Raw genomic sequence first — 25814 nt, 5'->3', positions numbered from 1 at the left:
CCGGCCGCGGGCGGCGTCAGTCCGCCGCCGCCAGCAACCCGAGCAGCCGTGCGCGCTGCACCACCTGCTTGCGCGTGCCGGCATCGAGCTTCGCGAACAGGTTCTTCATGTGCCACTTGATCGTCTCCTCGCCGACCTGCATCGCCAGGCCGATCTCCTTGTTCGACAGGTTGCGCGCCAGCAGCGCCAGCACCTCGCGCTCCTTCGGCGTCAGCGCCAGGCTGGGCGTGGCGCGCAGCGCCGCCGCGGCCGCGGGGACCGGCGGCGGCGCGGCCGGGGCCGCGGCGGCCGGCGGCTCTGCACGCTGGCCGGCCACCCAGCGGCCGAGGTCCGGATGGGCGTCGGTGAAGACGCGCTGCAGCCCGTAGGCCTCGGCCAGGTCGGTGGCCTCGCGCAGCAGCGCCTCGGAGCGTTCGCCACAGCGGTCGAGCGCGAAGGCGCGCAGCCCCAGCAGCTCGATGTGCAGGCGGCCGAGCTTGAGCGCCTGCGCCGCGGCGTCGGCGCGCTGCAGCGGCTCGAGCGCGGCGCGCCAGGCCTGCGCGGCGATGGCCACGTGCGCGGCCGCGGCCTCGCGCAGCTGCTCGACGCTGCGGCGCCACAGCCGGCCCGCCGGCATCGCCGGATCGGCCAGCAACGCGTCGATCTGCGCCAGCGCGGCGCGGCAGCTCTCGGCCCGGTAGCGGCGCGCGTGCAGCCGCGCCTGCTCGGCGAGGCTGGCGATGCGCAGGCGCGGCAGGCGCCGCGCGACGGCCACGGCGTCCAGCGCGGCCAGCAGTTCCAGCGCGCGGTGCTCGGCCCCGTCGGCGGCGGCGATGCGCGCGAGCGTTCGGAAGGCCAGCAGCACGGTCTCCGGCAGGCCGCTGCGCTCGATCACGTCGAGCCGGTTGGCCAGCAGCGCGACGGCCTCCGCCGGCCGGTCGCGTTCCCACAGCGCGGCCGCGCGCAAGGTGGCCAGCATGCAGGCGAAGACGCTGCGCCGGCCGAGGTCGGCCTCGGCGCGCGCCAAGGTCGGCAGCAGCAGCTGCTCGGCCAGCAGCGCCTGCCCTTCCCACAGGTAGCTCAGCGCGACGATGAAGTCGCGCCAGCGGTCGACGTAGGCCAGTGCCGGGCCGTGCTCGAAGACCGGCGCGGTCTGCTGGCGCAGGCGCGCCAGCGCCGGCTCGCCTTCGATCAGCGTGCGGAAGGCGGTGCGGTTGGCATGCACCTGCAGCAGCACCGGCCCGCGCAGCGGCGGCGCGTCCGCCCACGGGTCGTGCAGCGCGGCGAAGCGGTCGGGATCGTCGGCGAAGACGGCCGCGCCGCTCTCGATCAGCGCGCATTCGCAGCGCAGCGCGTCGTCGACCTCGGGCTGCGCGAGGATGCGCGCGACGAAGCGGCCGGCCTCGGCATGGCGGTCGCTCAGGCCCAGCGTCCAGGCCGCGGCCAGCAGCAGACGCGGGCGCCGGTCGAGCTCGGCCTGCGGCAGGCGCTGCAGCCAGTCCAGCACCGCGCCCTGGCGGCCGCGCGAGACCAGCGAGTCGTACAGGCTGCGCTCGGCCAGCACGTAGGCCTGCTCGGCGCGGCCGGCTGAGAAGGCATGGCGCGCGGCGTCCTCGATGAAACCCTCGGCGGCCAGCCAGTCGGCGGCCGCGCCGTGCAGCGCCGCCTGCTCGTCCGCCGGCAGCGCGGCGAAGCGGCGCCGCAGCAGTTCGCGCGCCAGCGTATGCAGGCGCAGCCAGTCGCCCTGCTCGGCCACCGCGAACACCGGCGTGTCGCGCGCCAGCCGCGCCAGCCGCGGCGCGGCCGGCTCGCCGGCGAGCGCGCTGCACAGGTCGGGATGCAGCAACTCCAGCGGCGCGATGCGGGTCAGGAAGGCGACATCGTCGTCGGCCAGGTTGGCCAGCAGCAGCCCGACCAGCTGCTCGTGCAGGGCGCCGCCGCTGCCACCCTGCACGCCAGGGCCGCCGATCGAGGCCAGCACCGTGCGCGCATCACCCGCCGTCGCCAGCGCCGCGAGCACCAGCTGCAGCCCGAGCGGCCAGCCTTCGGTCAGCTCGTGCAGCCGCGCCGCGTCGTCGGCCGCCACCTGCCCGCCGCCGCGCTGGCGCACCAGGTCCAGCGTCTCGGCCAGCTCGAAGGCCAGCTGCGGCGGGCCGAGCGCGACGCAGTCGCCGTAGGCCACGAGGTCGTCGAGCCCGAGCCGGCAATCGATGCGCGCGGCGACCACCGCGCGCAGGTTGGGCGGCGCGTTGCGCAGCAGGTAGGCCAGCACGTCGCGCGTGGGCTCGGGCAGGCGGTCGGCCTCGTCGATCACCAGCACGGTGTCGAGCGCGCTGTGCGCGAGCTCGGCGAGCCAGGCGGTGACGGCCTCGAGCCCGGTCAGGCCGCCCGCGCCGCCCTCCAGCACCGTGTGGCCGAAGGTCGGACGGCCGGCGCCCGCGCGCAGCGCCAGCGTCAGCCCGCGCAGGAGGCGCGGCGGGTCATCCCGTTCGCCGGCGGTGAACCACGCCACCACCGTGCCGTGCGCCAGGTGCTCGCGCCGCCACTGCGCCAGCAGCGAGGTCTTGCCGAAACCGGCCGGCGCCTGCACCAGCCGCACCGGGGCGTCGCGCCAGCGCGGTGCGTCGGCCGCCAGCCGCGGGCGGGCCAGCAGGTGGCGCGGCACGCGCGGCGGCGCGATCCGCAGCAGCAGGTCGTCATGGGCGCCGGTGGTGCCGGAAGGAAGGAGCGTGGCCACGGTCGACGGCCATCGTAACCGCCGCGCCACGCGGCAGCGGCCGTCGAGGCAGGCGCGCAGGCCGCGCCGGGATCGGACCCGGTCAGGCCGAGCGGCGCGCGCGGTACAGCATGTCCAGCGTGATGTGCCGCACCTCGAGCTTGCTCTGCTCGATGTGCGCGCGCAGCAGCCGCTGCGCCTCGTCGCTGCGGCGCCGCGTGATCGCGCGCAGGATGCGGGCGTGTTCGTCGTAGGTCGCGTCGATGCGCGCCGACTTCGTGAAGTCGAGCCGGCGGATGATGCGGATGCGCTCGGTGATCTCGCGGTGCACGCGCGCCATCTCGCGGTTGCCCGCGCCCTGCACCAGCAGCGCATGGAACTGCTCGTCGAGGCGGCCGACCTCGGCGCCGTCGCCCAGCCGTTCGGCCGGCGGCGCGAGCCAGATGTCGGCCAGCACCTGCAGCGCATTGCGCTGCTCGGCCTTCTCGCACAGCTGCTGCGCGGCATGGCATTCGAGCAGCACGCGCAGGTCGTAGAGCTCGTCGAAGGTGTCGAAATCGAGCGGCGCGACCTGCCAGCCCACCTTGGGCAGCACCTGCAGGAAACCCTCGCGCTCCAGCCGCTGCAGCGCCTGGCGCAGCGGCGTGCGGCTGACCTTCAGGCGCAGCGCGAGCTCGCTCTCGCTGCAGCGGTCGCCGGGCATCAGCGCGAAGTCGAAGATCATCTGCTTCAGCTGCGCATACGCGGCGTCGGCCAGCGTCGGCGGCTCGTCGCCGCCGGTCGCGGCCGCGCCGCTGCCGGGGATCTTCGCGAGGTTCGTGGCCATGGGAAAGCCGATGATACGAGGCGCTAGGCCCCGAACGGGATCATGCCGACGTGGGCCGCGACGATCTTCCAGCCGCCCGGCTCGAAGCGCACCCAGACCTGGCTCTGGAAGCCGCGCAGCACGGTGTCGCTGCGCACGAACTCGACCTGCGCGACGGCGCAGTCGGGGCCGAAGGCATGCACGCGCAGGTTCTCCAGCCGCCGCGTGAAATCGGGCGCCGGGCTCGCGGCGCGGAACGCCGCCTGCTCAGCGAAGCCGTGCTGGCGGTCGGCGATGCCATAACGCGTCAGGCGATCGTCCTCCCAGAAGAAGCCGTTCAGCGTCTCGAGGTCGTGCGCCATCAGCGCGCGCTCGTAGGCCTCGAAGCAGCGGCGCACGTCGGCGACGACGTCGGGCGCGTCGACCTGCTGCGGTGTCATCGCGCCGCCAGCCAGGCGCGCCAGCCGCCGAATCCGCTGATGTCGGCCGCGCGCTGCAGCGCCGCCGGCTCGCAGATGAAGCCCTTGACCCAGCGGCCGTCGGCGAGCTCGACCGAGCCGAGCCCGAGCGGCGGCGGGATCAGCGCCAGGAAGGAGCCGACCGCGTCCTGCGGCATCTCGTAGACCTCCAGCGCGATCGCATGGCCGGCCTCGCCGTCGGCCACGCGGGCCAGACCCGGCTTCGGCGGCTGGGTGTCGGGCAGCGCATGCAGGCGGTAGCGCGGCGCCGTCGTCGTGCGCTCGATCAGCCGGCAGCCACGCTCGCGCAGCTGGCCGTGCAGCGGCAGCCCTTCGAGGTGCGCACCGACGACCGCCAGCGGCAACGTCGCCGCGGCGCGCGGCTGCGCACCCGGCAGGTGGTCGGCGGGCAGCGGCTCGCGCAGCCGCGCGCCCAGCGGCAGCGCCCGCGCCGCCTCCCAGCGCGCGCCGAGCGCGGCCAGCGCCGCATCGGCGCCGCCGGGCGCGATGAAGGTGACGCCGAACGGCAGCCCCTGCGCCGTGAAGCCGCTCGGCAGCGCCAGGGCCGCCAGGCCCAGCAGGTTGACGAAGTTGGTGTAGCGGCCAAGTTCGCTGTTGCGGCGCACCGGGTCGGCGGCGACCGCCGCGCGGGTCGGGCAGGTGGGCGCGGTGGGCACCAGCAGCACGTCGATGCGCTGCCACAGCGGCGCCAGCTGCGCGCGCAGGATTTCGAGACGATAACGCGCATCGAACGCGGCCGCGGCGTCGAAGCGGCGCGCCGCGGCGATGACCTCGCGCACCACCGGGTCCATCGCCTCGGGCTGTTCGTCGAGCAGCGTGCGCACCACCGCCTGGCGTTCGGCGACCCACGGCCCGTCGTAGAGCAGCCGGGCGACCTCGAACAGCGGCTGCATGTCCACCGGCTGCGGCTCGAGGCCCCACGCGCGGCACTGCGCCAGCGCGTCGTCGAAGGCGCGGTGATAGCCCAGCGCCGCATCGCACGCCGGCTCCGCCGGCACGCCGATGCGCAGCGTGCGGCCGTCGCCGAACCAGGCCGGCCGCGGCGGTGCGTGCTGGAAGCGCGGCTCGTCGACCTCGGGCCCCTCGATGACCGCCATCACCTCGGCCGCGTCGGCGACCGTCAGCGCGAACACCGAGACGACATCGAGCGTGCGGCAGGCCGGCAGCACGCCGGCCATCGGCACCGCGCCGGGCGTGGGCTTCAGGCCGACGAGGTTGTTGAAGCCGGCCGGCACGCGGCCCGAGCCGGCGGTGTCGGTGCCGAGCGCGAAGGCCGCCAGCCCGCGCGCGACCACCGAGGCCGAGCCCGAGCTCGAGCCGCCGCTGACGTAGGCCGTATCGAAGGCATTGGGCACCTCGCCGTAGGGTGAGCGCGTGCCCACCAGGCCGGTCGCGAACTGGTCGAGGTTGGTCTTGCCGACCAGCACCGCGCCGGCATCGAGCAGCCGGCGCACGACGGTGGCATCCCGTTCGGGCACGTGCGCGAAGGCCGGGCAGGCGGCCGTGGTCGGCAGGCCGGCGACGTCGATGTTGTCCTTCACCGCGAAGGGCACGCCGTACAGCGGCAGCGCGGCGGGCGACGAGTTGTCGAGCCGGCGCAGCTGGGCGTCGACGAAGGCCTCGTCGCAGCGGTGGAGCCAGGCCGGGTCGTCGGCGCGGCGGCGTGCGAGCAGCGGTGCGAGCAATGCGCGCGGCGAGGCACCGCCGGCATACGCGCGGCGCCAGTCGGCGATGGTCAGCGGCGGGATCACGGGGTCTCCTCCAAGGGGCGGCGCGCGGCGGCGGCCAGCGCGCCGGTCAGCGCCGCCGTGGGGGCGGTCCAGCCGACGATGCCGCCCTGCGCGGTCAGCATCGCCAGCGTCGCCGCCTTGAACGCGGGGAAGTAGCTGGCGGTCGCGTCCTCGACCAGCAGGCACTCGTAGCCGCGGTCGTTGGCCTCGCGCATCGAGGTCTGCACGCACACTTCGGTCGTCACGCCGGCGAAGACGAGGTGGCTGATGCCGCGCCGCTGCAGCTCGGCCTGCAGCGGTGTCGCGTGGAAGGCGCCCTTGCCGGGCTTGTCGATCACCAGCTCGCCGGCCTGTGGCGCCAGCGCCGGCACGATCGCATGGCCGGGCTCGCCGATGACGAGGATGCGGCCCATCGGCCCGGCATCGCCGATGCGCAGGCGCGGCGCCCCGCGGTTGCGCTTGGCGGGCGGGCAGTCGTGCAGGTCCGGCGCATGGCCTTCGCGCGTGTGCACGACGAAGCCGCCGGCCGCGCGCCAGGCATCGAGCAGCGCGCGCACGGTCGGCACGATGGCCTGCAGCGGGCGCACGTCGTTGCCCAACGATTCGCCGAAGCCCCCGGGCTCGACGAAGTCGCGCTGCATGTCGATCACGACCAGCGCGCTGCGCTCGAGCGGAAAGCGCCAGGCGAAGGGCTGCGCCGCGGGCAGCTCGACCAGGATTTCAGGGCGTGCGCTCATTGGACCACCCTCCGCACTGCGTGCTTCGGGATGAGCCCTTCGGAACGGCCGTGCGAGCTCATGCCGCAGCCTGCCGCGCCGCGTGCGCCTTGCCGCCCATGAACGCGCCGAGCTCGTGCCGGTCGGCGCCGGGCCCGGCGACGTCGTGCACGATGCGGCCCTCGCTCATCACGACGATGCGGTCGGCCAGCGCCAGCAGCTCGTCGAGGTCCTCGCTGACCAGCAGCACCGCGGCGCCGCGGTTGCGCGCGGCCATCAGGCGGCCGTGCACCTCGGCGACGGCGGCGAAGTCGAGGCCGAACACCGGGTTGCTGACGAGCAGCAGCGCGGCGTCGCCGTCGAGCTCGCGCGCGAGCACCGCGCGCTGCACGTTGCCGCCGGACAGCGTGCGCATCGGTGCCGACTCGCCGGTGGTCTTGACGCCGTAGTCGGCGATCCAGCTGCGCGCGCGCTGCCGCAGCCGGCGCCAGCGCACCCAGCCGAAGCGCGCGAACGGCGCTTCGTCGAACTGCCGCAGCGCCATGTTCTGCGCGACGCCGAGCTCGGCGACGCAGGCATTGGCCAGCGGCTCCTCCGGCAGGCTGCGCACCTTCAGCGCGCGGTTCTCGCGCCGCGTCGCGCCGAAATCGCGGCCGGCGACGCGCACGCGGCCGGCGTCGCGGCGGCGCTGGCCGGTGAGCGCCTGCATCAGCTCGCGTTGGCCGTTGCCGGAGACGCCGGCGATGCCGACGATCTCGCCGCCGCGTACTTCGAGCGTCAGCGAGCGCAGCGCCGGCTCGCCGCGGTCGCCGGTGACGGTCAGGCCCTCGATCGACAGCACCGGCGCGGACGGCGCGGCGGACGCGTGGGGTGCACGCACCAGCGGCGCGGCCGCCACGCGGCCTTCGCCGACCATCGCCTGCGCCAGCGAGGCGGCCGTGGTGCCGCTGACCGGCCCGCTGGCGACGAGCCGGCCCCGGCGCAGCACGCTGACGTCGTCGGCATGCTCGGCCACCTCGCGGAACTTGTGCGTGATCAGCACCACCGAGCAGGCGCCGCCGTGGGCGCGTGCGCGCAGCGCGCCCAGCACCTCGTCGGCCTCCTGCGGCGTCAGCACCGAGGTCGGTTCGTCGAGGATCAGCAGCCGCGGCTTCAGGAACAGCTGCTTCAGGATCTCGAGCTTCTGCTTCTCGCCGGCCGAGAGGTCCATCGGCGTGGCGTCGAGGTCGAGCGTGAACGGTGCGCTGCGCATGAAGTCGTGCAGCTCGGCGCGCGCGCGTTTCCAGTCGATCAGCGCCGGCAGGCGACCGCGCGCGAGCAGCAGGTTCTCGGCCACCGTCATGCCGGGCACGACGGTGAAGTGCTGGTAGACCATGCCGATGCCGAGCGTGCGCGCGACGGTCGGCGAATGGATCGCCTGCTCGCGCTGGTCGACCATCACCGCGCCGTCGTCGGGCCGGTAGTAGCCGACGATGCACTTGACCAGCGTGCTCTTGCCGGCGCCGTTCTCGCCGAGCAGCGCGTGCACGCTGCCCGGCCGCACCGTCAGCGACACGCCGTCGAGCGCGGTGAACGCGCCGAAGCGCTTCGTCAGGTTGAAGGTTTCCAGCGTCAGGCCGCCCATCACGTCATCTCGCGCCGGAAGACTTCGAGGGTGTGGGCCTTCACGCGCACGAACTCCGGGTCGGCCACCGCTTCGGGCTGGCGCGGGCGGGGCAGGTCGAAGGGCACCAGCTCGGCGATGCGCGTGGGCCGCCGCGTCAGCAGCAGGATGCGGTCGGCGAGGAACACCGCGTCTTCCAGGTCGTGCGAGACGATGACCATCGTCGTGCCGGTGGCGACATGCGCTTCCTGCAGCTTGGCGCGGATGAACAGCGTCATCTCGAAGTCCAGCGCCGAGAACGGCTCGTCGAGGAACAGCACCTCGGGCCTCGTGGCCAGCGAGCGCATGATGCACACGGTCTGCATCTGCCCGCCGGACAGCTCGTACGGATAGCGCCTGAGGTCGAAGCGGATCTCGAACAGCGCCACCAGCTCGTCGACGCGGCGCTTCACCTCGGCGGCCTTCAGGCCCTGGCGCTTCAGCGGGTAGGCGATGTTGTCCCAGGCGGTGATCCACGGGAACAGCGCGTCGCGGTAGTTCTGGAACACGTAGCCGATGGGCGTGTCCTTCAGCGACTTGCCGTCGAAGAGGATCTCGCCGGCATCGGGCTGCACCAGGCCGGCGATCATGTTCATCAGCGTCGACTTGCCGCAGCCGTTGGGGCCGAAAATCGAGACGATCTTGCCGCGCGGCAGGTCGAGGTTGAAATGGCTGTACAGCGGCACGCCGGCGAAGCTCTTGGAGAGGCCGCGGATCGTCACGTGCGTCTGCGGCGCCGCCGGCAGCGTGACCACCGATTCGGGCAGCGGGAGGGGCGGCAGCACCGCCGCAGGGATTGCAGCGCTCATGCCTTGCCGCTCCAGTGGATCAACTTCTTCTCGGCCAGCAGGAACAGCAGGTTCAGCAGGTAGCCGAGCGCGCCGGTCACGAGGATCGACGTGTACATCTCCTTGACGTTGAACACCTGCTGCGCATCGATGATGCGGTGCCCCAGGCCGCTCTCGCTGCCGATGAACATCTCGGCGACGATGACAATCACCAGCGCCATCGACACCGCGCTGCGCAGGCCGACGAAGGTCTGCGCCAGGCTTTCCATCAGCAGCACGTCCTTGAAGACATGCCACTTCGACACGCCCATGATCTGCGCGGCCATCACCCGCGTCTTCTTCGCGTTCATCACGCCGTAGGCACTGTTGAACAGCACGATCAGCGCCGCACCGAAGCTGGCGATGGCGATCTTGTTGATGTCGGTGATGCCGAAGATCAGCAGGAACAGCGGGATCAGCGCCGACGAGGGCGTCGAGCGGAAGAAGTCGATCAGGAACTCGACCGCGCGGTAGGCGCCCTCGCTGCTGCCGAGCATCACGCCCAGCGGCACGCCGATGGCCACCGCGATGCCGAACGAGGAGACCGTGCGCACGATGGTCGCCCACAGGTCGCCGAAGATGTGGCCGCTGACGAACACGCCGGCCATGTGCGCCAGCGTCTCCATCGGCGGCGGCAGCAGCACCGCCTTGACCCAGTGCGCCGAGATCATCAGCTGCCACAGCCCGAACAGCAGCAGCGGGCCGATCAGCGGCAGCCAGCGGCGGTGGAAGACGAACGCGCCCATCGCGGTCAGCCCGCGTAGATCAGCGACTTCACGTCGAGCCGCTTCGCGAAGATCTTGCGCTCGGTGAAGACGTCGAAGAACTTCTGGAAGTGCTCGATGTCGCTGGGCTTGAACTCGTTGTAGAGCGTGAAGCCGGCCAGCGGCACTTCCTTGGCCAGCGCCTCCTCGATGGCGGTGAAGCCGTCCATGTGCTTGCGCGCCTCGACCGGGTTCTTGCGCACCCAGTCGACCGCCTTGGCGTAGGCCGCGACGTAGCGCTTCGCGAGCTCGGGCTTGTCCTTCAGGAAGGCGGTGCTCACGCTGGCCGAGCCGCCGAACCAGGGCGCGTCGTGGTCGCCCAGCACGTACTTCGAGATCACGCCGGGCTCCAGCACGCGGGTCAGGCCCTTCAGCCGGCCGGCGGTGCCGGTGGGCTCCAGCGTGTAGGCCGCGTCGATCTGGCCGGCGGCCAGCGCCGGCACGTGCTGGCCGATCGGCAGCTCGATCACCTGCGGGTTCGGGATGCCGTTCTTCTCGAGGATGATCTTCGCCAGCGTGACGTTCTGGATGCCGGGGCCCGAAGCGACCTTCTTGCCCGCCAGCTCGGCGATCGACTTCACCGCCGAGTCCTTGGGCACGACGAACTCGTCGAGGATCAGCGTGCGGTTGCTCGGGTTGCTGCAGATGATCTTGAAGAGGTTCGGGCTGGTGATCTCGGCCAGCGCCAGCGCGGCGGACGCGGTGCCGTTGGCCGAGCCGTGCACGCGGCCGGCGATCATCGCCTCGGCCACCTGCTGGGCGCTGGCGAACTTGGCCCCCTCGACGTTCAGGCCGGCTTCCTTGAAGAAGCCGCGCTCGAGGCCGGCATACAGCGGCAGCCCGGAGGCGATCGGCCAGAACCCGATGACGATCTTGTCGTCGGCGGCGAGCGCCCGGCGGCTCAGGCCCATCAGCGCGGCGGACGCGGCGCCGGCCTTCAGCACGGTTCGGCGGGAGGGATCTGAACAGTCGGCGGAACGGTCGGCGGAACGGTCGGTCATCACAACACCTTCGGGGTTAGAGCGCGTTCAGCGCCTCGATCACGGCACGGGACTCGGAGACGGCGCCGAACACGCCGCCCTGCATCTGGATCATCTTCAGCGCGGCCTCGTGGTTGCCGCGGTCGGTGGCACCGGTGCAGTCGGACAGCATCACGCACTCGAAGCCGCGGTCGTTGGCCTCGCGCATCGTCGTGTGCACGCAGACGTCGGTGGTGATGCCGGTGAGGATCAGGTTGCGGATGCCGCGCGTGTGCAGGATCAGCTCGAGGTCGGTGGCGCAGAACGAGCCCTTGCCGGGCTTGTCGATGACCGGCTCGCCGTCGACCGGTGCAAGCTCGGGAATGATCTCCCAGCCCGCTTCGCCGCGCACCAGGATGCGGCCGCAGGGGCCGGCGTCGCCGATGCCCGCGCCGATGCGCTGCGAGCGCCAGCGCTTGTTCGCCGGCAGGTCCGCGAGGTCCGGCCGATGGCCCTCGCGGGTGTGGATCACGTGCAGGCCCTTCGCGCGCGCGGCGGCCAGCAGGCGGCGGATCGGCTCGATCGGCGCGCGGGTCAGCGACAGGTCGTAGCCCATCCGGTCGACGTAGCCGCCGTAGCCGCAGAAATCGGTCTGCATGTCGATGATCACCAGCGCGGTATTGGCCGCGCGCAGGTCACCGTCGTAAGGCCAGGCATAGGGTTCGGAGGCGATGGTCGGCATGCGAGGTCCTGTCGCGTGAGGTCGGCGGCGAGTCAGCGGGAGACACCCAGTTCCAGCGGCGCGCCTTTCAATGCGCGCCGCGGCGAACAGGTGGCGACGAGGATGCCGAGCGTCAGCACGTACGGCACCGCGTTGAACAGGTAGTAGCCGCCGCCGATGCCGACCGACTGCAGCGCCGGCCCGATCGCGCCGGCGCCGCCGAACAGCAGCGCCGCGCCGAGGCAGCGCCACGGCTGCCAGCGCGCGAAGATCACCAGCGCCACCGCGATCAGCCCCTGTCCCGACGACAGGCCTTCGTTCCAGCTGCCCGGGTAGTACAGGGACAGCGACGCGCCGCCCAGGCCCGCGATGAAGCCGCCGGCGCTGGTCGCGGCGATGCGCACGCCGTTGACCGAATAGCCCAGCGCGCGCGCCGCGTCGCTGGAGTCGCCCGCCATGCGCACCACGAGGCCGAAGCGCGTATTGGCGAAACCCCAGGCCAGCAGCCCGGCGAGGGCGAGCCCGAGCGGGAACAGCGCGTTGATCGACAGCGCACTCTGCACCGCGGGCGAATCGCTCCACGCGCCGAGCGGGATCGACGGGATCTGCGCCGCCTGCGGCTGGATCAGTGGCTTGCCGAGGTAGAACGCCAGGCCCGCGCCGAGCAGCATCAGCGCGATGCCGGTGGCGATGTCCGACACCCTCGGCAGCGAACACAGCAGCCCGTGCAGCAGCGCCAGCGCCGCGCCGCTGGCCCCGGCCAGCAGCACGCCGAGCCACGGCGAGCCGGTGGCGTACGAACCGGCGAAGCCGGCCATCGCCGAGAACACCAGCACGCCTTCGAGGCCGAGGTTGATGCGGCCGGAACGTTCGGTCAGGCATTCGCCGAGGCTGACGAAGAGGAACGGCGTGCCGACGCGGATGGCGCCGCCGAGCATCGCGAGCAGCAGGTCGATGAGTGCGGCGCCGTCCATCGAACGTGCTTCAGACCGCGCGGCCCATGCTCGCCGCCAGGCGCAGCCGCCCCAGCGCCGGCACCGGCAGGTCGAACAGGCGCCCGCGCAGCGCCTCGGCTGCCAGGATGAAGACGAAGGCGAAGCCCTGCAGCACCAGCACCGACGCATCGGGCAGGCCGAGCCGCCGCTGCAGCAGGCTGCCGGCCGCCGCGAAGCCGCCGAACAGCAAGGCCACCGGCGGGATCGCCCACGGGTTGTGGCGCGCGACGAAGGACACCAGGATGCCGGTGTAGCCGAGCCCGACGATCAGCGACGCGTTGGCCGAGGTGTGCACCGCGGCGACCTCGATCGCGCCGGCCAGCCCGGCGCAGGCGCCGCCGAGCGCGCAGGCCAGCACGATCAGCCCGTCGGTCGGCAGCCCGACCAGCCGTGCCGCGCGCGCGTTGCCGCCGACCACGCGCAGCGCGAAGCCGGAGGTCGTGAACGTCAGCCACAGGCCCGCCGCCAAGCACAGCGCGACGCCGATCACCAGGCCCCAGTGCACGTCGCCCAGCAGGCTGTCGGGCGCCGCGGCGCCCATGATGGGCCCGATGCGCAGCGCTTCGGGCAGCGCATGGGTCGACGGCTTGTTCAGGCTCGCCGGGTCGCGCAGCGGCCCTTCGACGAGGTGCTTGAACAGCGCGATCGCGATGTAGCCGAGCAGCAGGCTGGAGATCGTCTCGTTGACGCCGCGCCATTGCCGCAGCGCGCCGGCCAGCGCAGCCCAAGCCGCGCCCAGCACGGCGCCGGCCAGCAGCACCAGCACGCTGCCGCTCACATCGGACGGCAGGCCGACGAGCATGGGCAGCGCCGCGCAGCCGAGCGCGCCCAGCACCAGCGCGCCCTCGCCGCCGATCACCGTCAGCCCGGCGCGCGCCGGCAGCGCGACGGCGAGCGCCGTCAGCATCAGCGGCGCCGCGCGCTGCAGCGTGTTCTGCCAGGAGAACGCGTCGCCGAACGCGCCCTTCGCCAGCAGCGTCCAGGCCTCCCACGGGCTCGCGCCGCCGAACCAGACGAAGACGCCGAACAGCAGCAGCGCCGCGGCGATCGCGCCGGCGGGCAGCAGCACGCTTTCGGCGGCGGCGTGCCAGGAAGAGGGGGGTGGCTTCATGCCAGGGCAGCGTCAGGCGTTACGAAGGTCTGATGGAGATCGCGTCGCGAGCGCCCGAGGCTGCGTCGAGAAGCGCAGCCGTACTCCGGTACGGCGAGCATCGCAGGCGCAGGATCGGGTCGCGCAGCAGCGAGATCCATCAGACCTTGCCGATCACGCCGTCGACGAGGTAGTTCATCGCCTCCAGCGTCACGTCGGTCTGCTTCAGCACCGTGCCCTTGGGGATCACCACCTTGCCGGTGTTGTCCTTCAGCTCGCCGGCGAAGATGTCGAAGGTGCCGGCCATCATCTTCCGGCGCACGTCCTCGGCCTGCCTGCGCGCAGCCTCGCCGACCATCGATCCGTACGGCGAACTCTTGACGAAGCCGTCCTTGAGCCCGCCGCGCACGAAGTTCGGATGCGGCTGGCCGGCATGGGCGGCGTCGATGATCTGCTTGTACGCGGTGATCCAGTTCCACTCGGCGCCGGTCAGGTAGGCCTGCGGCGCGAGCTTGGCCTGGCTGGCGTGGTAGCCGCAGACGAACTTGCCGCGCTTGGCCGCGGTCTCGACGATGACCTTCGGCCCGTCGACGTGCATCGTGAACACGTCGACGCCCTGGTCGGCGAGCGCATTCGTCGCCTCGGCTTCCTTGACCGGCATGCTCCAGTCGCCGGTGAAGATCACCGAGGTGGTGATCTTGGGGTCGACCGAGCGCGCGCCGAGCGTGAAGGCGTTGATGTTGCGCAGCACCTGCGGGATCGGCTTGGCGGCGACGAAGCCGAGCTTCTTGCTCTTGCTCTGGTGGCCGGCGATCACGCCGTTGAGGTACTGGGCCTCGTCGATGTAGCCGAAGAAGCTGCCGACGTTCTTCGGATGCTTGCCCTCGCTCCACAGCCCGCCGCAATGCGCGTAGCGCACGCCGCTGTTCTTCGGCGCCAGCGCGAGGATGTGGGGATCGAAATAGCCGAACGAGGTCGGGAACAGCAGCGAGGCGCCGTCCTGCGCGACCATGCCCTGCATCGCCTTCTGCACGGCATTGGTCTCCGGCACGTTCTCCTCCTCGACCACCTTGACGCCGGCGAACTTGCGCACCTGCGCCGCGGCCTCGGCATGCGCCTGGTTGTAGCCGTAGTCGTCGCGCGGGCCGACGTAGATGAAGCCGACGGTGATCGGCTTCTGCGCCCAGGCGGCGAGACCGGTCGACGCGGCGGCGAACGCACCGGTGCGGAGGATCCAGTCGCGACGGGTGCTGGCAAGGACGGTCATCGAAGGCTCCTGCGGGTCGGGAAAGGCGGGCGGCGTGCCGGGCCCGCGTCTGGCACGCCGGTTGGTGTTCTAGTCGGTATACAAGCAAGCGACGGGCCAACTCCAAAGCCCCGCCACCGCCCCGCCGCAGCCCCGTGGCCGGGGTGCTTTCCCCCGGTGGCGTGCCCGTCGGCGTGCATCGATGCACTGTCGCGGGGAGCGGCGCCGGCGCCAGCACCGGGCTGGTGCACGGGCCGCCGGCCCCGATGGCCGACAGACGCGCGCCTGTCCACCCGGTTGATTCCCGATCGCCGCGGCCCGCCTGCTGATACAACCTCGAAGCTCCGACCCTCCCGCCGCGGCTGGCTGCCCGCCCGCGGCGGCCTTGCCGTTCCATGCGACTGTCGACCCGCCTGCTGCTGCTGATCGCCCTGGCCTTCGCCGCGTGGTCGCCCGCGTGGGCGCAGCAGGCGCTGGTGCTCGACGACGCCGCCGGCCGCATCGACGGCTGGCCGGCCGTCACCGTGCTGGCCGAGGCCGGCGGCGTGCCGCTGACGCTCGCGCAGGCCCGCGCGGACGCCGCGCGCTTCGCGCTGCCGGGCGGCGCACGCGGCTCGCTCGGCCTGCAAAAGACCGCCGTCTGGCTGCGCCTGGCGCTGCGCGTCGCGCCGACGTCGGACGGGCGCTGGGTGCTGGACATCGACTACCCGCCGCTCAACCGCGTCGACGTGCACGTGGTCGTCGGCGAGCAGGTGCAACGCTCGCTGACGCTGGGCAACCTGCAGCCCTATGCCTCGCGTCCGCTGGCCAGCCGCACGCTGGCCGTGCCGCTGGACCTGCCGCCCGGCGGCACGGCCGAGCTGTGGCTGCGCGTGCAGACGCAGGGGGGGCTGATCCTCCCGATCACGCTGGCCAAACCCGCGGCATTCCATGCCCGCGCGCTGCACGAGCAGTTGCTGCAGGGCGTGCTCGGCGGCCTCGGCCTGTTCCTGATCGTCTACAGCCTGATGCAGTGGGTGGCGCTGCGCGAGCACCTGTTCGGCAAGTACGCGCTGCTGACGACCGCCAGTGTCTTCTTCTCGCTGTTCCAGTTCGGCATCGGTTCGCACACGCTGTGGCCGGACCAGCCATGGATCGAGCGCCATGCCGGCAGCGCGCTGGCGCTGCTGGCCTCGGCGGGGTCGTCGCTCTTCGTCGAACATGCGCTGCGGCCGCACCGCTGGGCGGGCTTCGCGCCGCTGATGAAGGGCATCGCGGCGCTGCTGGTCGTCGCGGCGGCGGCGCACCTGGCCGATCTGCTCGACGTGCACCAGGTCAGCGCGATCGTCGGCACGCTGGGCCTGCTGCCCTCGCTGCTCGGCCTGCCCGGCGCGGTGGTGCTGGCGCGGCGCGGCGATCCTGTCGGCTGGACGCTGCTGCTGGCGTGGATCGGCTACTTCGTCTCTACCGCGGTGATGGTCGGGCTGATCCAGGGCCGCATCGACGCCGGGTTCTGGAGCCTGCATTCATTCCAGATCGGCGCGACGCTGGACATCCTGCTCTTCATGCGGGTGATCGCGCTGCGGCTGCAGGCGGTGCAGTCGGCCGCGCGCCGCGCGACGCAGGAGCGCGAGACGCTGCTGTCGCTGGCGCACACCGACCCGCTGACCGGGCTGGCGAACCGGCGCGGCCTGTTCACCGCGCTCGACCGCGGGCTGGCCCGGGCCTCCGAACAGCACCAGCTGGCGGTGTTCCTGCTCGACCTCGACGGCTTCAAGGCGGTCAACGACCGCCACGGCCACGAAGCCGGCGACGAGCTGCTGGTGGCCGTCGCGCGCCGGCTGCAGGCGCGCGTGCGCAGCGCCAGCGGCGACCTCGTCGTGCGGCTCGGCGGCGACGAGTTCGTCATCGTCGTCGAGGGCCTGCGCGGCGAGGCGCAGGCGCGCGAGATCGGCGAACACCTGCGGCAGACCTTCGACGCGCCGTTCGCGATCAGCGGCGGCGAACCCTGCGTGCTCGGCACGACGGTGGGCTTCGCGCTGGCGCCCGGCGACGGCGCGACACCGCCGGTGCTGCTGCAGCGCGCCGATGCGGCGATGTACCGCGGCAAGCAGTCGGGCGGCGGGCAGATCGCGCGCTGGGAGCGGGCGGCGGCAGGCGGGCGGACCTAGCGTCCGGAGGGCGTGTCCATCGCCGTGGTCCCGGCCGGTGCCGATTGCGATTTCGCAATCGGCGCAGCCGGGCGGTTCCTAGACTGCCGCGAGCGTGATCCCCAGGAGCCTGCCATGCTGCGAGTTGCCAGCAACCGCGCCGCGCCGCGCATCCACCCGCGACGGCATGCCGTGGCGGTGTCATTGGCCGCCGCGGCCGGCCTCGCCACGCTGGCAGGACCGGCGCAAGCGGCCACCTTCAACGTCGCGGCCGGCGATGTGTCGGCCCTGGCGGCGGCGATCATCGCCGCGAACGACCATGCCGACTGCAGCAATCGCATCGTGCTGCCCGCGGGCACCTGGACGCTGCCGGCGCCCTGGGCCGGCGCCTATGCCACGCCGCGGACGGGGCTGCCGCTGGTCCGGCTGGACAACACCGAGTGCGGCGGCTCGCGCGAGCTGATCATCCAGGGCACCGGGGCCGACTTCACGGTGATCCGGCGCGGCGCCGGCGCGCCGCGCTTCCGGCTGCTGTCGGTGACGCCGGGCGGCTTCGAACCGCCGGGCGGATTGAAACTGGTCAACCTGAGCCTGCGCGGCGGGGACCTGTTCCCGGCCACGCCGGACGAGTTCTACGGCAACGGCGCCGCCATCCTCATCGACTCGTCGACCCTCTCGCTCGACGGCGTGGCGCTGACCGGCCACCGCGCCACGCAGGGCGGCGCGATCGACGCGCAGTTCACCCGCGTGTTCATCAAGCGCAGCCGGCTGGAGGACAACAGCGCGGCCCGCCAGGGCGGCGCCATCATCGGCAGCGGCGCGTTCGAGATCGAGCAGTCGAGCCTGTCGAACAACACCGCCGGCTCGATCGCCGTGACCGGGGCGAGCAACCAGGGCGGCGGTGCGATGCTGTGGGAGTTGCACGGCCCCAGCCGCATCGCCGATTCCACGCTCGCCAACAACCGCACGGTGAACCACCAGCGCAATGGCGGGGCCCTGGACATCTCGATGTCGGGCGCTCCGCTCGAGATCGTGCGCTCCGAGCTGCGCGGCAACCGCGCCAGCGGCAGCGGCGGCGCCATCGCCAGCGAGCCGTTCTTGTGGCTGGCCAGCAGCACGCTCAGCGGCAACGCGGCGGCCGTGCGCGCCGGCGCCTACTTCGGCGCCGAGCTGCTGCTGTCGAACGCGACGGTCGCGACGAACCTGGCACCCGCGGGCGACGCGGCGATCGTGGCCACGGTCCTGACAGCCCGCAACAGCCTTGTCGCGGCGACCCTCGGACCCACCGGCACCGGCACCGGCGCGAACTGCAGCGCCGACACCGGCAGTGCATCGGAAGGCTGGAACCTCGACAGCGACGGCAGCTGCCACTTCGCCGCGGTGGGCGACCTGGCCGGCTTCGATCCGTCGACGGTGATCGACCTCGTGCCCCGCAACTGGGGCGGCATGACGCTGGCCCATGCCCCGCTGCCGGGCGGCCTGGCGGTCGACCGCGTGCAAGGCGGCGGCTGCCACGACGGCACCGATCAACGCGGCCTGCCCGGCATGCAGGACGGCGACGGCAACGGCACGGCGCGCTGCGACGTCGGCGCGATGGAGTTGGCGCCGGCGCTGCTGACGATGAAGGCGGTGGCCGATACGACGGTACGCACCGACCTGGACGTCCGCCGCAACGACAACTACGGCCTGCAGGACACGCTGCTGGCCGGCAGCGGCCGCGGCGGCGACGGCCGGCCGCCCGGCGCACCCGATGCGATGCGTGCACTGGTGCGCTTCGATCTGTCGGCCATCGCCGGGCTGAAGCTCACGGCGGCGACGCTGGAAGCCGCGCTGCACAGCTTCGACGGCGCCCCGGCGACCAGCCTGCTGACGCTGCAGGCCCACCGCGTGGCCGCCGGCGTGCCGGCGTGGGTCGAAGGCAACGGCTACGAAGGCCTGAAGCCGCTGGGTGCGCCGGCCAACCTGAGCGACCCGGACGGCGCCTTCGGCGTCGCGTGGGCCGGCGCCGGCAGCAACCCCGATCCGCAGGCCGCGAACAACACGACGCAGCCGGCATTCGATGCCGCGCCGCTGGCCGGGCAGCCGATCGCGCGCGAACCCTCGGTGTATCCGGTCACCTCGATCGGATCGACGCTGCGCTGGCACGTCACCGCGGCGGCGCAGCAGTGGATCGACAACAAGGCGAGCAACGGGGGCCTGGTGCTCGTGGCCCCGACCACGGACGGCAGCTTCCGCGGCGCGCGCCTGGGCTCGCGCGAAGGCGAGCTCTACAAGCTGTCCGGCTCGGTCGGCGGCCCGCGGCTGGCGCTGAGCTGGACGATGGGCACGATCACCGGCGACCTTACCGGCGGCGGCTGCGTCGACAGGCGCGACCTCGACCTCCTGATGACCGTCGTGCGGGGGCAGGCCATCGCTTCCCCGGCGCTTCGGGCCCGCATGGACCTCAACGGCGACGGCCGCGTCGACGTGATCGATGCGCGGCAGCTCGCGCTGATGTTCACCTATCCGCTCGGCGCACCATGCTGAGCACTCGAACGATCGAACGATCGAAAGGGCGCACCATGAAACGGCTGCTGACGTGGATCGTGTTCTCGCTCGCCGCGATGTTCGGCGCAGCGGCGCTCGCCGCCCCCGTGCTGACGGTCGAGCGCGTCGGACCGCCGGTGATCGGCCTGGGCGGCAGCGCGCAGTTCGAGCTGCGCCTCAGCGGCCTGACCGACGAAATCCTCGGCGGCTTCAGCATCGACATCGGCTTCGATCCGGCCGTGCTCGCGTTCCATCCGGCCGCGAGCCTGAACCTGCAGTTCGACGACTACCTGGGCATCCCGGACACCGAGACGGTGGGCATTGCCGAAGTCAGCGCGCCGGGCGTGCTGCACGTGGACCAGGTCTCGCTGCTGGAGGTCTCGTCGCTGTTCCTGCTGCAGACCGACCCGAACGGCCAGGTGCTGCCCAGCCTGCGGCTGGCGATGCTGAGCTTCGACGGCCTGGCCCGCGGCACCAGCCTGGTCGAGCCGATCATCGGCAGCGCGGTCTTCGTCGATTCGATCGGCCTGCCGATCGACGTGCCGCTGGCCACCGGCGCGGTCGTCAGCGTGCCGGCACCCGGCACGCTCGCGCTGCTGGCGGCCGCAGCGCTGGCGCTGGCGGCCAGCGGCCGCGTGCGCCGGCCTGCCGGTCAGGCCGCCACCGCCTGCAGCATCGGCGCCAGCCGCTGATCCAGTACCGCGGCCATCAGGGCGGCGGGCGGATCGCGCGCTGGGCGCGCGCGGTTCCTAGCGCACGAAAGCAACGGCCACGACAACGGGGCAGTGCCCGGTGGTGCGCCCCGTCAAGGCGGCACCGCGACGCCGCGCAGGCCGACGCGGTCGACGGCCCGCTGCACCAGGCCGCGGCGCTTGGCGTCCTCGACGAAGCCGCGCAGCCAGGCCAGACCGGCCGCGCCGCGGCCCTTCGGCAGCGCCAGCGCCTGCTGCTCGGTGCCTGGCCTGCCATCGAGCACACGCGCGCCGGGCACGCGCGGCGCGATGTTGTACAGGTTCGTCTTCTGGGCGGCGATGACGTCGGCGTCGCCCATCACCACCAGGTCGATCAGCGTCGACAGGTCGCGCCCGCGCAGCACGGTGGCCCGCTTCAGGTCGCGCGCGATGGCCAGGTCGGATGCGCTGCCCTCCACCAGGGCCACGCGCACACCGGGGCGATCGACATCGCCGACCGCCTCGATGCGCGAGCCGGCGCTCACGAGGTAGCCGTGGTCGACCTCGAGGTGCGGTTGCACGAAATCGAACACCGATTCGCGCGCGCTGGTCACGCCCAGCGACCCGATGTCCCACTGCCCGGCCTGACCGGCAGCGACGTAGGCCGCCGGGTTCGGGTAGACGATCGGCTCGAACGGCACGCCCAGGCGCGCCGCAAGCGCGCGGCCCAGGTCATGCGAGACGCCGCGCAGCTCGCCGGAATACGGGTCCCGGAGCGCGTGCACGGGAACGCTGATCAGGCCCACGCGCAGCGCCCCGGTCGGCGCAAGCGCCCGGCGCACGCCCTCGTCGGGATCGGGCGGCGCCATCGCGCAGGCCGCGGCGAGCAGCGTGACGGCGGCCGCGGCGGCCGCGACGGCGAAGCGCATGGGCCCCATGGATGACGTCTCCTGCATCGGGCGGGGCCATCCGCCGGCCTGCACGCCGTCAGATCGGCACCGCCTCCATCGCCGGCACCAGCGTCGGGGCCAGCAGCTGGTCCAGCAGTTCCTGGCCCGGCGTCGGGATGATCGGCGCGCCGGCCAGGCCGCGCAAGCGGTCGAAGGCGTCGGCCAGGCGTTCGCCGCGCAGCACCGGGCCATGCGCCGACGCCACGGTACGCGCGCCGAGCGCCTCGACCGCGTCGACATGGCGGCCGTAGGTCGAGCGGTCGAGCCACGCGTGCCACGGCGACACCGCGCTGTTCAGCGCCGGCATCACGTTGGCCAGCAGCTCCGGCGGCAGCTCGTCGGCGTCGAGCGAGCCGGGCGTGAAGCAGGCGAACGAGTCGACGATCCACATCGCCCGGGTCTTCGAATCGATGATGCCGCGCGAGGTCGGGCCGTCGAAGATCGGCGGGCGGAACAGGTGCAGCGTGCGGTCGCCGGCATCGAAGTGGCCGCCGGGCTCGATCCAGCGCATGCGGTGCAGCGGCAGCGCGGGCTTCTCCAGCGCCAGGCGCTCGACGGTGAAGAAGTTGGTCACCAGCGTCGCCTTCGGGCAGCGCTCCAGCACGTCCATCAGCGCGCCGGTGTGGTCGCCGTCGTCGTGCGACAGGAAGATCCAGCGCACGTCTTCGGGCTCGACGACCGAGAAGGCCTTCTCGAGCCAGCTGTCGCGGTGCAGCGGCGCGCCGGTGTCGACGATCACCGGCTCGCGGCCGCGGATGACCATCGAGTTCACCGGCAGCAACAGGCCGTCGGGGCCGGGGGCGAAGTGCGGGATCAGGAAGGTGTCCGGGGCGATCAGCTCGGGACGCGGGTCGGGCAAGGCAGTCGGGGCGGGGTTCATCGGGAAGGTCCTCACGGCGGGGGGTTGCGGGTGAGGTCATCGTGCCGACGGAGCTCCGGCGGGGGATCGCCCGAGTGGGCCATCGCGGGCCATCGCGGCGGCACGGCGACGGGCCATTCGCGATCGCGGCAGGGGCCCGCCAGGTCGAGCCGACCTACTCCAGCACCCGGTCCGCCCGCAGCAGCACCGCATTCGGCACCGTGATGCCCAATGCCCGCGCGGTGCGCAGGTTGATCATCAGCTCGAAGCGCGTCGGCTGCTCGACGGGCAAGTCGCCCGGATGCGCGCCCTTCAGGATTCGACCGACCAGCCTGGCGGCGCGGATGAATTGTTCGTCCCAGTCGAACCGGTAGGCGACGAGCACGCCTTCGCTCAAGTTCTCGGCCACCAGCGGCAGGCGCTGCTTCAGCGCAAACGCGGCCACCTGCCCGACCAGCAGGTTCAGCATGTAGTCGTCCTGCACGAGCAGGCCGTGCACGTTCGCCGTCGCCACTTGATCGAGCACGCCGGCGAGCTGGTTTCGTTCGCGCACGTCGAACACGCTGAGCTGCAGCCCGAGCGATGCGCTGGCGGACTGCAGCAGCCGCAGCGGCGCCGCCAGGTCGGCCGCGGCGCGGTTGGTGATCACCGCCACGTGCGTGACCTTGGGCACCACTTCCTTCAGCAGCGCCAGCCGCTTCAGCTCCAGTTCCGGGCCCAGGATCGACAAGCCGGTGATGTTGCCGCCGGGCTGGCGCAGGCTGCGGATCAGGCCCTGGCCTACCGGATCGCTGACCCAGAGAAAGACGATCGGAATCGTCCGGGTGGCCCCGGCCGCGGCGCTGACAGTCGGCGTGTCACCGTTGGCGATGATCAGGTCGACCTGGCGCGCCACGAGCTCGAGCGCCAGCTTCGGCAAGGCCTGCCACTGATCGTCGGCCCAGCGCTCCTCGATCTCGACCGTGAAGCCCTCTGTGCGGCCGACCTCGCGCAGCTGCCTATGCAGGTCCTCGACCAGCGGCGCATACCGGGTGCTCTGGCTCAGCAAGCCGATCACGACCTTGCGCTCCAGCCGTTGCGCGACTGCCGCGAGTGGCCACGCCAGCGTGCCGATGCCCGACGCGATGCAGTGTCGGACGGCCGCGCGGCGTCGCATCAGGCGGGTTCCCGGGCCAGCGTCGCCAGGAACTGGTGCACGAACGCGATCGCCATGCTGCCCTCGCCCACCGCGGCGGCGACGCGCTTGACCTGGCTGGCGCGCACGTCGCCGCAGGCGAAGATGCCCGGCACGCTGGTCTCCAGCAGGTAGGGGTCGCGCGGCAGCGACCAGCGGCCGGATTTCGCGGCGGCCTCGCCGGTCAGCACGTAGCCGCGCGCGTCGCGGGCCACCGCATCGGGCAGCCAGTCGGTCTCGGCGTCGGCACCGATGAAGACGAAGACGCCGCCGGAGTCGATGCGCTTCGTCTGGCCGCTGGGACGGTCGAACAGGTCGATCGCATTCAGCAGTTTCTCGCCGTGCACCGCGCGCACCTCGCTGCGCAGCGCGACGTGGATGTTGGGCTTGCCGCGCAGCTGCTCGACCAGGTAGTGCGACATGCTGGCTTCCAGCGCGTCGCCGCGCACCACCAGCGTGACCGTGCGCGCGTGGTTGGCGAAGAACATCGCCGCCTGGCCGGCGGAGTTGCCGGCGCCGATCAGGTGGATGTCCTGCCCCTGCGTCGCGCCGGCCTCGCTGCGCGAGGCGCCGTAGTAGACGCCCTTGCCGAGCAGGCGATCGAAGCCCTCGGTGGCCAGGCGGCGCCAGCTGACGCCGCTGGCGACGATGATCGAACGCGCGCGCACCGGCTCGCCGCCGTCGAGCTGCACCACCTTCTCGACCGGATCGATGCCGACCACGCGGCGCGTGACCATGATCTCGGCGCCGAGGCGGCTGGCCTGCTGCAACGCGCGGCGCGCGAGCTCCTCGCCGGAGACGCCGGTGGGGAAGCCCAGGTAGTTCTCGATGCGCGACGAGGTCTCGGCCTGGCCGCCCGGCGCCTCGCGCTCGATCACCAGCGTGCGAAGGCCTTCGGAGGCGCCGTAGACCGCCGCGGCCAGCCCCGCCGGGCCGGCGCCGATGATGATCGTGTCGTAGTCGCGGCTGCGCGGGGCGGTCTGCAGGCCGAGCTTGCCGGCGACGTCGCGGATCGTCGCGCGCAGCAGCACGCTGCCGTCGTCGCACCGCAGCGCCGGCAGCTGGTCGTCGGCCGGCGGGGTCCCCGGCCAGCGCCGCGCGAGCTCGGGGGCGTCGGGTGTCAGCCAGTCGTGCGAAATCTGGTTGCGGGTGAGGAAGCTGCGCAGCTCGCGCACGCCGTCGTCCCAGCGCTGGCCGACCATCAGCGCGCGCACCTGCGCCGGCGCGGTGGCGATGCCGCGCAGCCCGCCGATGCGCTCGCTGGCCACCGCGGCGACATGCGTCAGCACCTGCGGCGCGGCCGCGGCCAGCGTGTGGAACTGGCGCGCGCTGATCTGCATCACGCGCGACGGCTCGGTGGCGCGGTAGCTGCCCTGGAACGGCGTGCCGAAGGTGATCGGCACCTCGCCGAAGGTTTGGCCCGGCGCGCGCGTGCCGATCACGCGCTCGATGCCGTCGATCAGCTTGGTGACCTCGATGCGGCCGGACAGCACGACGAACAGCGCCCGCTCGGCGCCTTCGTGCACCGCGTACTCGCCGGCGGCCAGGCGCACGTCGGCCGCGCCCTGCAGCAGGCGGTCGAGGTCGTCGGCGGGCACGCCGGCCAGGAAGGCGACGGGCGCCAGGTCGTCGCGGCCGATCATCGCGAAGACCTGCCGGGAGAGCCGCCAAACCAGCGCGCGATGCGGCTGGCGCCGAAGCGCACCTTGTCCTCGCGCAGGGCCACGTCCGGTTCGTGATAGGTGCCGGTGGGCTTCGGGCCGGAGAAGAAGTCGACGTCGACGCGGCCGATGCGGCCGCCACCGAACTCGATGTAGCAGGTGCCGGCGCCGTCGTAGAGCCGGCCCTCGCCGTCGCCGCGCAAACGCGCGATCAGCGCCGTCGCCACCGCCTTCGCCTCGCCCTCGGCGAACACGCCGGCCTTCGGCGTGCCGGTGTTGGCGATGTCGCCGACCGCGTAGACGTCGGTGAACTTCGTCTGCAGCGTGCGCGGGTTCACCGGCACCCAGCCGTCCTCGGCCAGGCCGGCGGCCTCGACCACCTGCGGTGCGCGGTGCTTCGGCACGCCGAGGAACAGGTCGAACGGCAGCTCGCTGCCGTCGTCGAGCATCGCGACGCGCTGCGCGGCGCTGACCGCGGTGACGCGCCGGTTCGGCATGAAGCGGATGCCGCGCTCGGCGAACGCGGCCAGCAGCGCCTTCGAGGTCTCGGGCGACGGCGGCACCGGGCTCGGCAGCGGCAGCACCAAGGTGATCTCGCACTGCTCGCGCACGCCGCGCGTGGTGAGCATGTCGTGCAGCATCAGCACGCACTCGCTCGGCGCCGGTGGGCACTTGTAGGGCGCGCCGCAGACGCCGACCACCACGTGCCCGCGCTCGAAGCCCGGCAGCACGTGGTGCAGGCGCGCGGCGCCGGCGACCGAGTAGAACTCGTCGACGTCGACGAGGCCCGGCGTCGCCGCGAAGTCGTAGTCGGCGCCGAGCGCGATGACCAGGATGTCGGCGTCGTGCTGGCCGGCGTCGGTGATCACGCGCTTCGTCAGCGGGTCGATCGCGGTCACCGTTTCGCGCAGCAGCCGCACGCCCGGCTTCGTGAAGTGGCGGTACGGCAGGCGCACGGCGTCCAGCGTCGTGCGGCCGAACATCACGTCGAGCTTCGAGTAGCCGAAGACGAAGGCATCGCACTGGTCGATCAGTGTGATGGCCACCTGTTCGCCGAGCGCGTCGGACAGCAGCGTGCAGAGCTCCAGGCCGCCGAAGCCGGCGCCGAGCACGGTGATGCGTGTCTTCATCGAAGTCTCTCCTCGTGGACCGGAACGGATGGCATGCGGGTGCTG

Annotated in this window: 21 protein-coding genes; 3 read left to right on the top strand and 18 right to left on the bottom strand. The window is 72.7% G+C overall.

The features are described 5' to 3' along the window. Positions 1-16: 16 nt before the first annotated feature. From P1K89_RS16955 to P1K89_RS16895, 13 genes are all read right to left on the bottom strand, one after another. Entirely contained in the window at positions 17-2716 is a 2700-nt protein-coding gene (locus P1K89_RS16955; protein WP_284617667.1) for a helix-turn-helix transcriptional regulator, read from the bottom strand. 82 nt (positions 2717-2798) lie between these two features. Beyond that, positions 2799-3521, bottom strand: coding sequence for a GntR family transcriptional regulator (locus P1K89_RS16950; RefSeq protein ID WP_284617666.1), 723 nt, complete (start codon positions 3519-3521; stop codon positions 2799-2801). A gap of 23 nt (positions 3522-3544) precedes the next feature. Further along, positions 3545-3940, bottom strand: coding sequence for an AtzH-like domain-containing protein (locus tag P1K89_RS16945; protein WP_284617665.1), 396 nt, complete (start codon positions 3938-3940; stop codon positions 3545-3547). Next, a complete protein-coding gene (gene atzF, locus P1K89_RS16940) occupies positions 3937-5730 on the bottom strand; it encodes an allophanate hydrolase (protein ID WP_284617664.1) in 1794 nt (597 codons plus the stop codon). The genes P1K89_RS16945 and atzF overlap by 4 nt, the downstream gene beginning before the upstream one ends. After that, entirely contained in the window at positions 5727-6446 is a 720-nt protein-coding gene (locus P1K89_RS16935) for a cysteine hydrolase family protein (protein WP_284617663.1), read from the bottom strand. The genes atzF and P1K89_RS16935 overlap by 4 nt, the downstream gene beginning before the upstream one ends. A 58-nt stretch (positions 6447-6504) precedes the next feature. Beyond that, complete coding sequence (locus P1K89_RS16930) at positions 6505-8049, bottom strand: ABC transporter ATP-binding protein (RefSeq protein ID WP_284617662.1); 1545 nt, start codon at positions 8047-8049, stop codon at positions 6505-6507. After that, positions 8049-8876, bottom strand: coding sequence for an ABC transporter ATP-binding protein (locus P1K89_RS16925; RefSeq protein ID WP_284617661.1), 828 nt, complete (start codon positions 8874-8876; stop codon positions 8049-8051). The genes P1K89_RS16930 and P1K89_RS16925 overlap by 1 nt, the downstream gene beginning before the upstream one ends. Then, the gene (locus tag P1K89_RS16920; protein ID WP_284617660.1) at positions 8873-9640 is read right to left on the bottom strand and encodes an ABC transporter permease; all 768 of its coding nucleotides are present in this window, start codon (positions 9638-9640) and stop codon (positions 8873-8875) included. Before P1K89_RS16920 ends, P1K89_RS16925 begins: the two co-directional genes overlap by 4 nt. A gap of 5 nt (positions 9641-9645) precedes the next feature. Continuing rightward, positions 9646-10659, bottom strand: a complete 1014-nt coding sequence (locus P1K89_RS16915) for an ABC transporter substrate-binding protein (RefSeq protein ID WP_284617659.1) — start codon at positions 10657-10659, stop codon at positions 9646-9648. 16 nt (positions 10660-10675) lie between these two features. Further along, positions 10676-11359 (bottom strand): biuret amidohydrolase, encoded by a 684-nt coding sequence (biuH, locus tag P1K89_RS16910; RefSeq protein ID WP_284617658.1) that lies wholly within the window; start codon positions 11357-11359, stop codon positions 10676-10678. Positions 11360-11391: 32 nt separating this feature from the next. Beyond that, positions 11392-12312 carry an ABC transporter permease gene (locus P1K89_RS16905; protein WP_284617657.1) on the bottom strand — a complete coding sequence of 307 codons (921 nt, stop codon included), beginning with the start codon at positions 12310-12312 and terminating at the stop codon, positions 11392-11394. 10 nt (positions 12313-12322) lie between these two features. Beyond that, on the bottom strand, positions 12323-13444 hold the full coding sequence (locus P1K89_RS16900) for an ABC transporter permease (protein WP_284617656.1): 1122 nt from the start codon (positions 13442-13444) through the stop codon (positions 12323-12325). 139 nt (positions 13445-13583) lie between these two features. Then, complete coding sequence (locus P1K89_RS16895; RefSeq protein ID WP_284617655.1) at positions 13584-14690, bottom strand: BMP family ABC transporter substrate-binding protein; 1107 nt, start codon at positions 14688-14690, stop codon at positions 13584-13586. 374 nt (positions 14691-15064) lie between these two features. Here P1K89_RS16895 and P1K89_RS16890 point away from each other — a divergent pair, with 374 nt between their 5' ends. The 3 genes from P1K89_RS16890 (at position 15065) to P1K89_RS16880 (ending at position 20016) form a co-directional block, all read left to right on the top strand. Continuing rightward, positions 15065-16819 (top strand): diguanylate cyclase, encoded by a 1755-nt coding sequence (locus tag P1K89_RS16890; protein WP_284617654.1) that lies wholly within the window; start codon positions 15065-15067, stop codon positions 16817-16819. A 114-nt stretch (positions 16820-16933) separates the two neighbouring features. After that, a complete protein-coding gene (locus tag P1K89_RS16885) occupies positions 16934-19324 on the top strand; it encodes a choice-of-anchor Q domain-containing protein (RefSeq protein ID WP_284617653.1) in 2391 nt (796 codons plus the stop codon). Positions 19325-19359: 35 nt separating this feature from the next. Beyond that, positions 19360-20016: a hypothetical protein gene (locus tag P1K89_RS16880; protein ID WP_284617652.1), complete on the top strand. Its 657-nt coding sequence runs from the start codon at positions 19360-19362 to the stop codon at positions 20014-20016. A gap of 113 nt (positions 20017-20129) precedes the next feature. Here P1K89_RS16880 and P1K89_RS16875 read toward each other — a convergent pair whose 3' ends face one another. The 5 genes from P1K89_RS16875 to P1K89_RS16855 all read right to left on the bottom strand — a co-directional run bounded on the left by P1K89_RS16875 (position 20130) and on the right by P1K89_RS16855 (position 25769). Continuing rightward, a complete protein-coding gene (locus P1K89_RS16875) occupies positions 20130-20933 on the bottom strand; it encodes a transporter substrate-binding domain-containing protein (protein WP_284617651.1) in 804 nt (267 codons plus the stop codon). A 49-nt stretch (positions 20934-20982) separates the two neighbouring features. Further along, positions 20983-21825 (bottom strand): MBL fold metallo-hydrolase, encoded by an 843-nt coding sequence (locus P1K89_RS16870; protein ID WP_284617650.1) that lies wholly within the window; start codon positions 21823-21825, stop codon positions 20983-20985. Positions 21826-21979: 154 nt separating this feature from the next. Continuing rightward, positions 21980-22960, bottom strand: coding sequence for an ABC transporter substrate-binding protein (locus tag P1K89_RS16865; protein ID WP_284617649.1), 981 nt, complete (start codon positions 22958-22960; stop codon positions 21980-21982). Next, positions 22960-24621 carry an FAD-dependent oxidoreductase gene (locus tag P1K89_RS16860; RefSeq protein WP_284617648.1) on the bottom strand — a complete coding sequence of 554 codons (1662 nt, stop codon included), beginning with the start codon at positions 24619-24621 and terminating at the stop codon, positions 22960-22962. Before P1K89_RS16860 ends, P1K89_RS16865 begins: the two co-directional genes overlap by 1 nt. Further along, positions 24618-25769, bottom strand: coding sequence for an NAD(P)/FAD-dependent oxidoreductase (locus tag P1K89_RS16855; RefSeq protein ID WP_284617647.1), 1152 nt, complete (start codon positions 25767-25769; stop codon positions 24618-24620). Before P1K89_RS16855 ends, P1K89_RS16860 begins: the two co-directional genes overlap by 4 nt. Positions 25770-25814: the final 45 nt, after the last annotated feature.

Origin of the sequence: Aquabacterium humicola, from assembly GCF_030167915.1 — a bacterium.
GTDB classification, from domain to species: Bacteria; Pseudomonadota; Gammaproteobacteria; order Burkholderiales; family Burkholderiaceae_C; genus Pseudaquabacterium; species Pseudaquabacterium humicola.
This window is presented reverse-complemented; position numbering and strand designations above follow the sequence as displayed.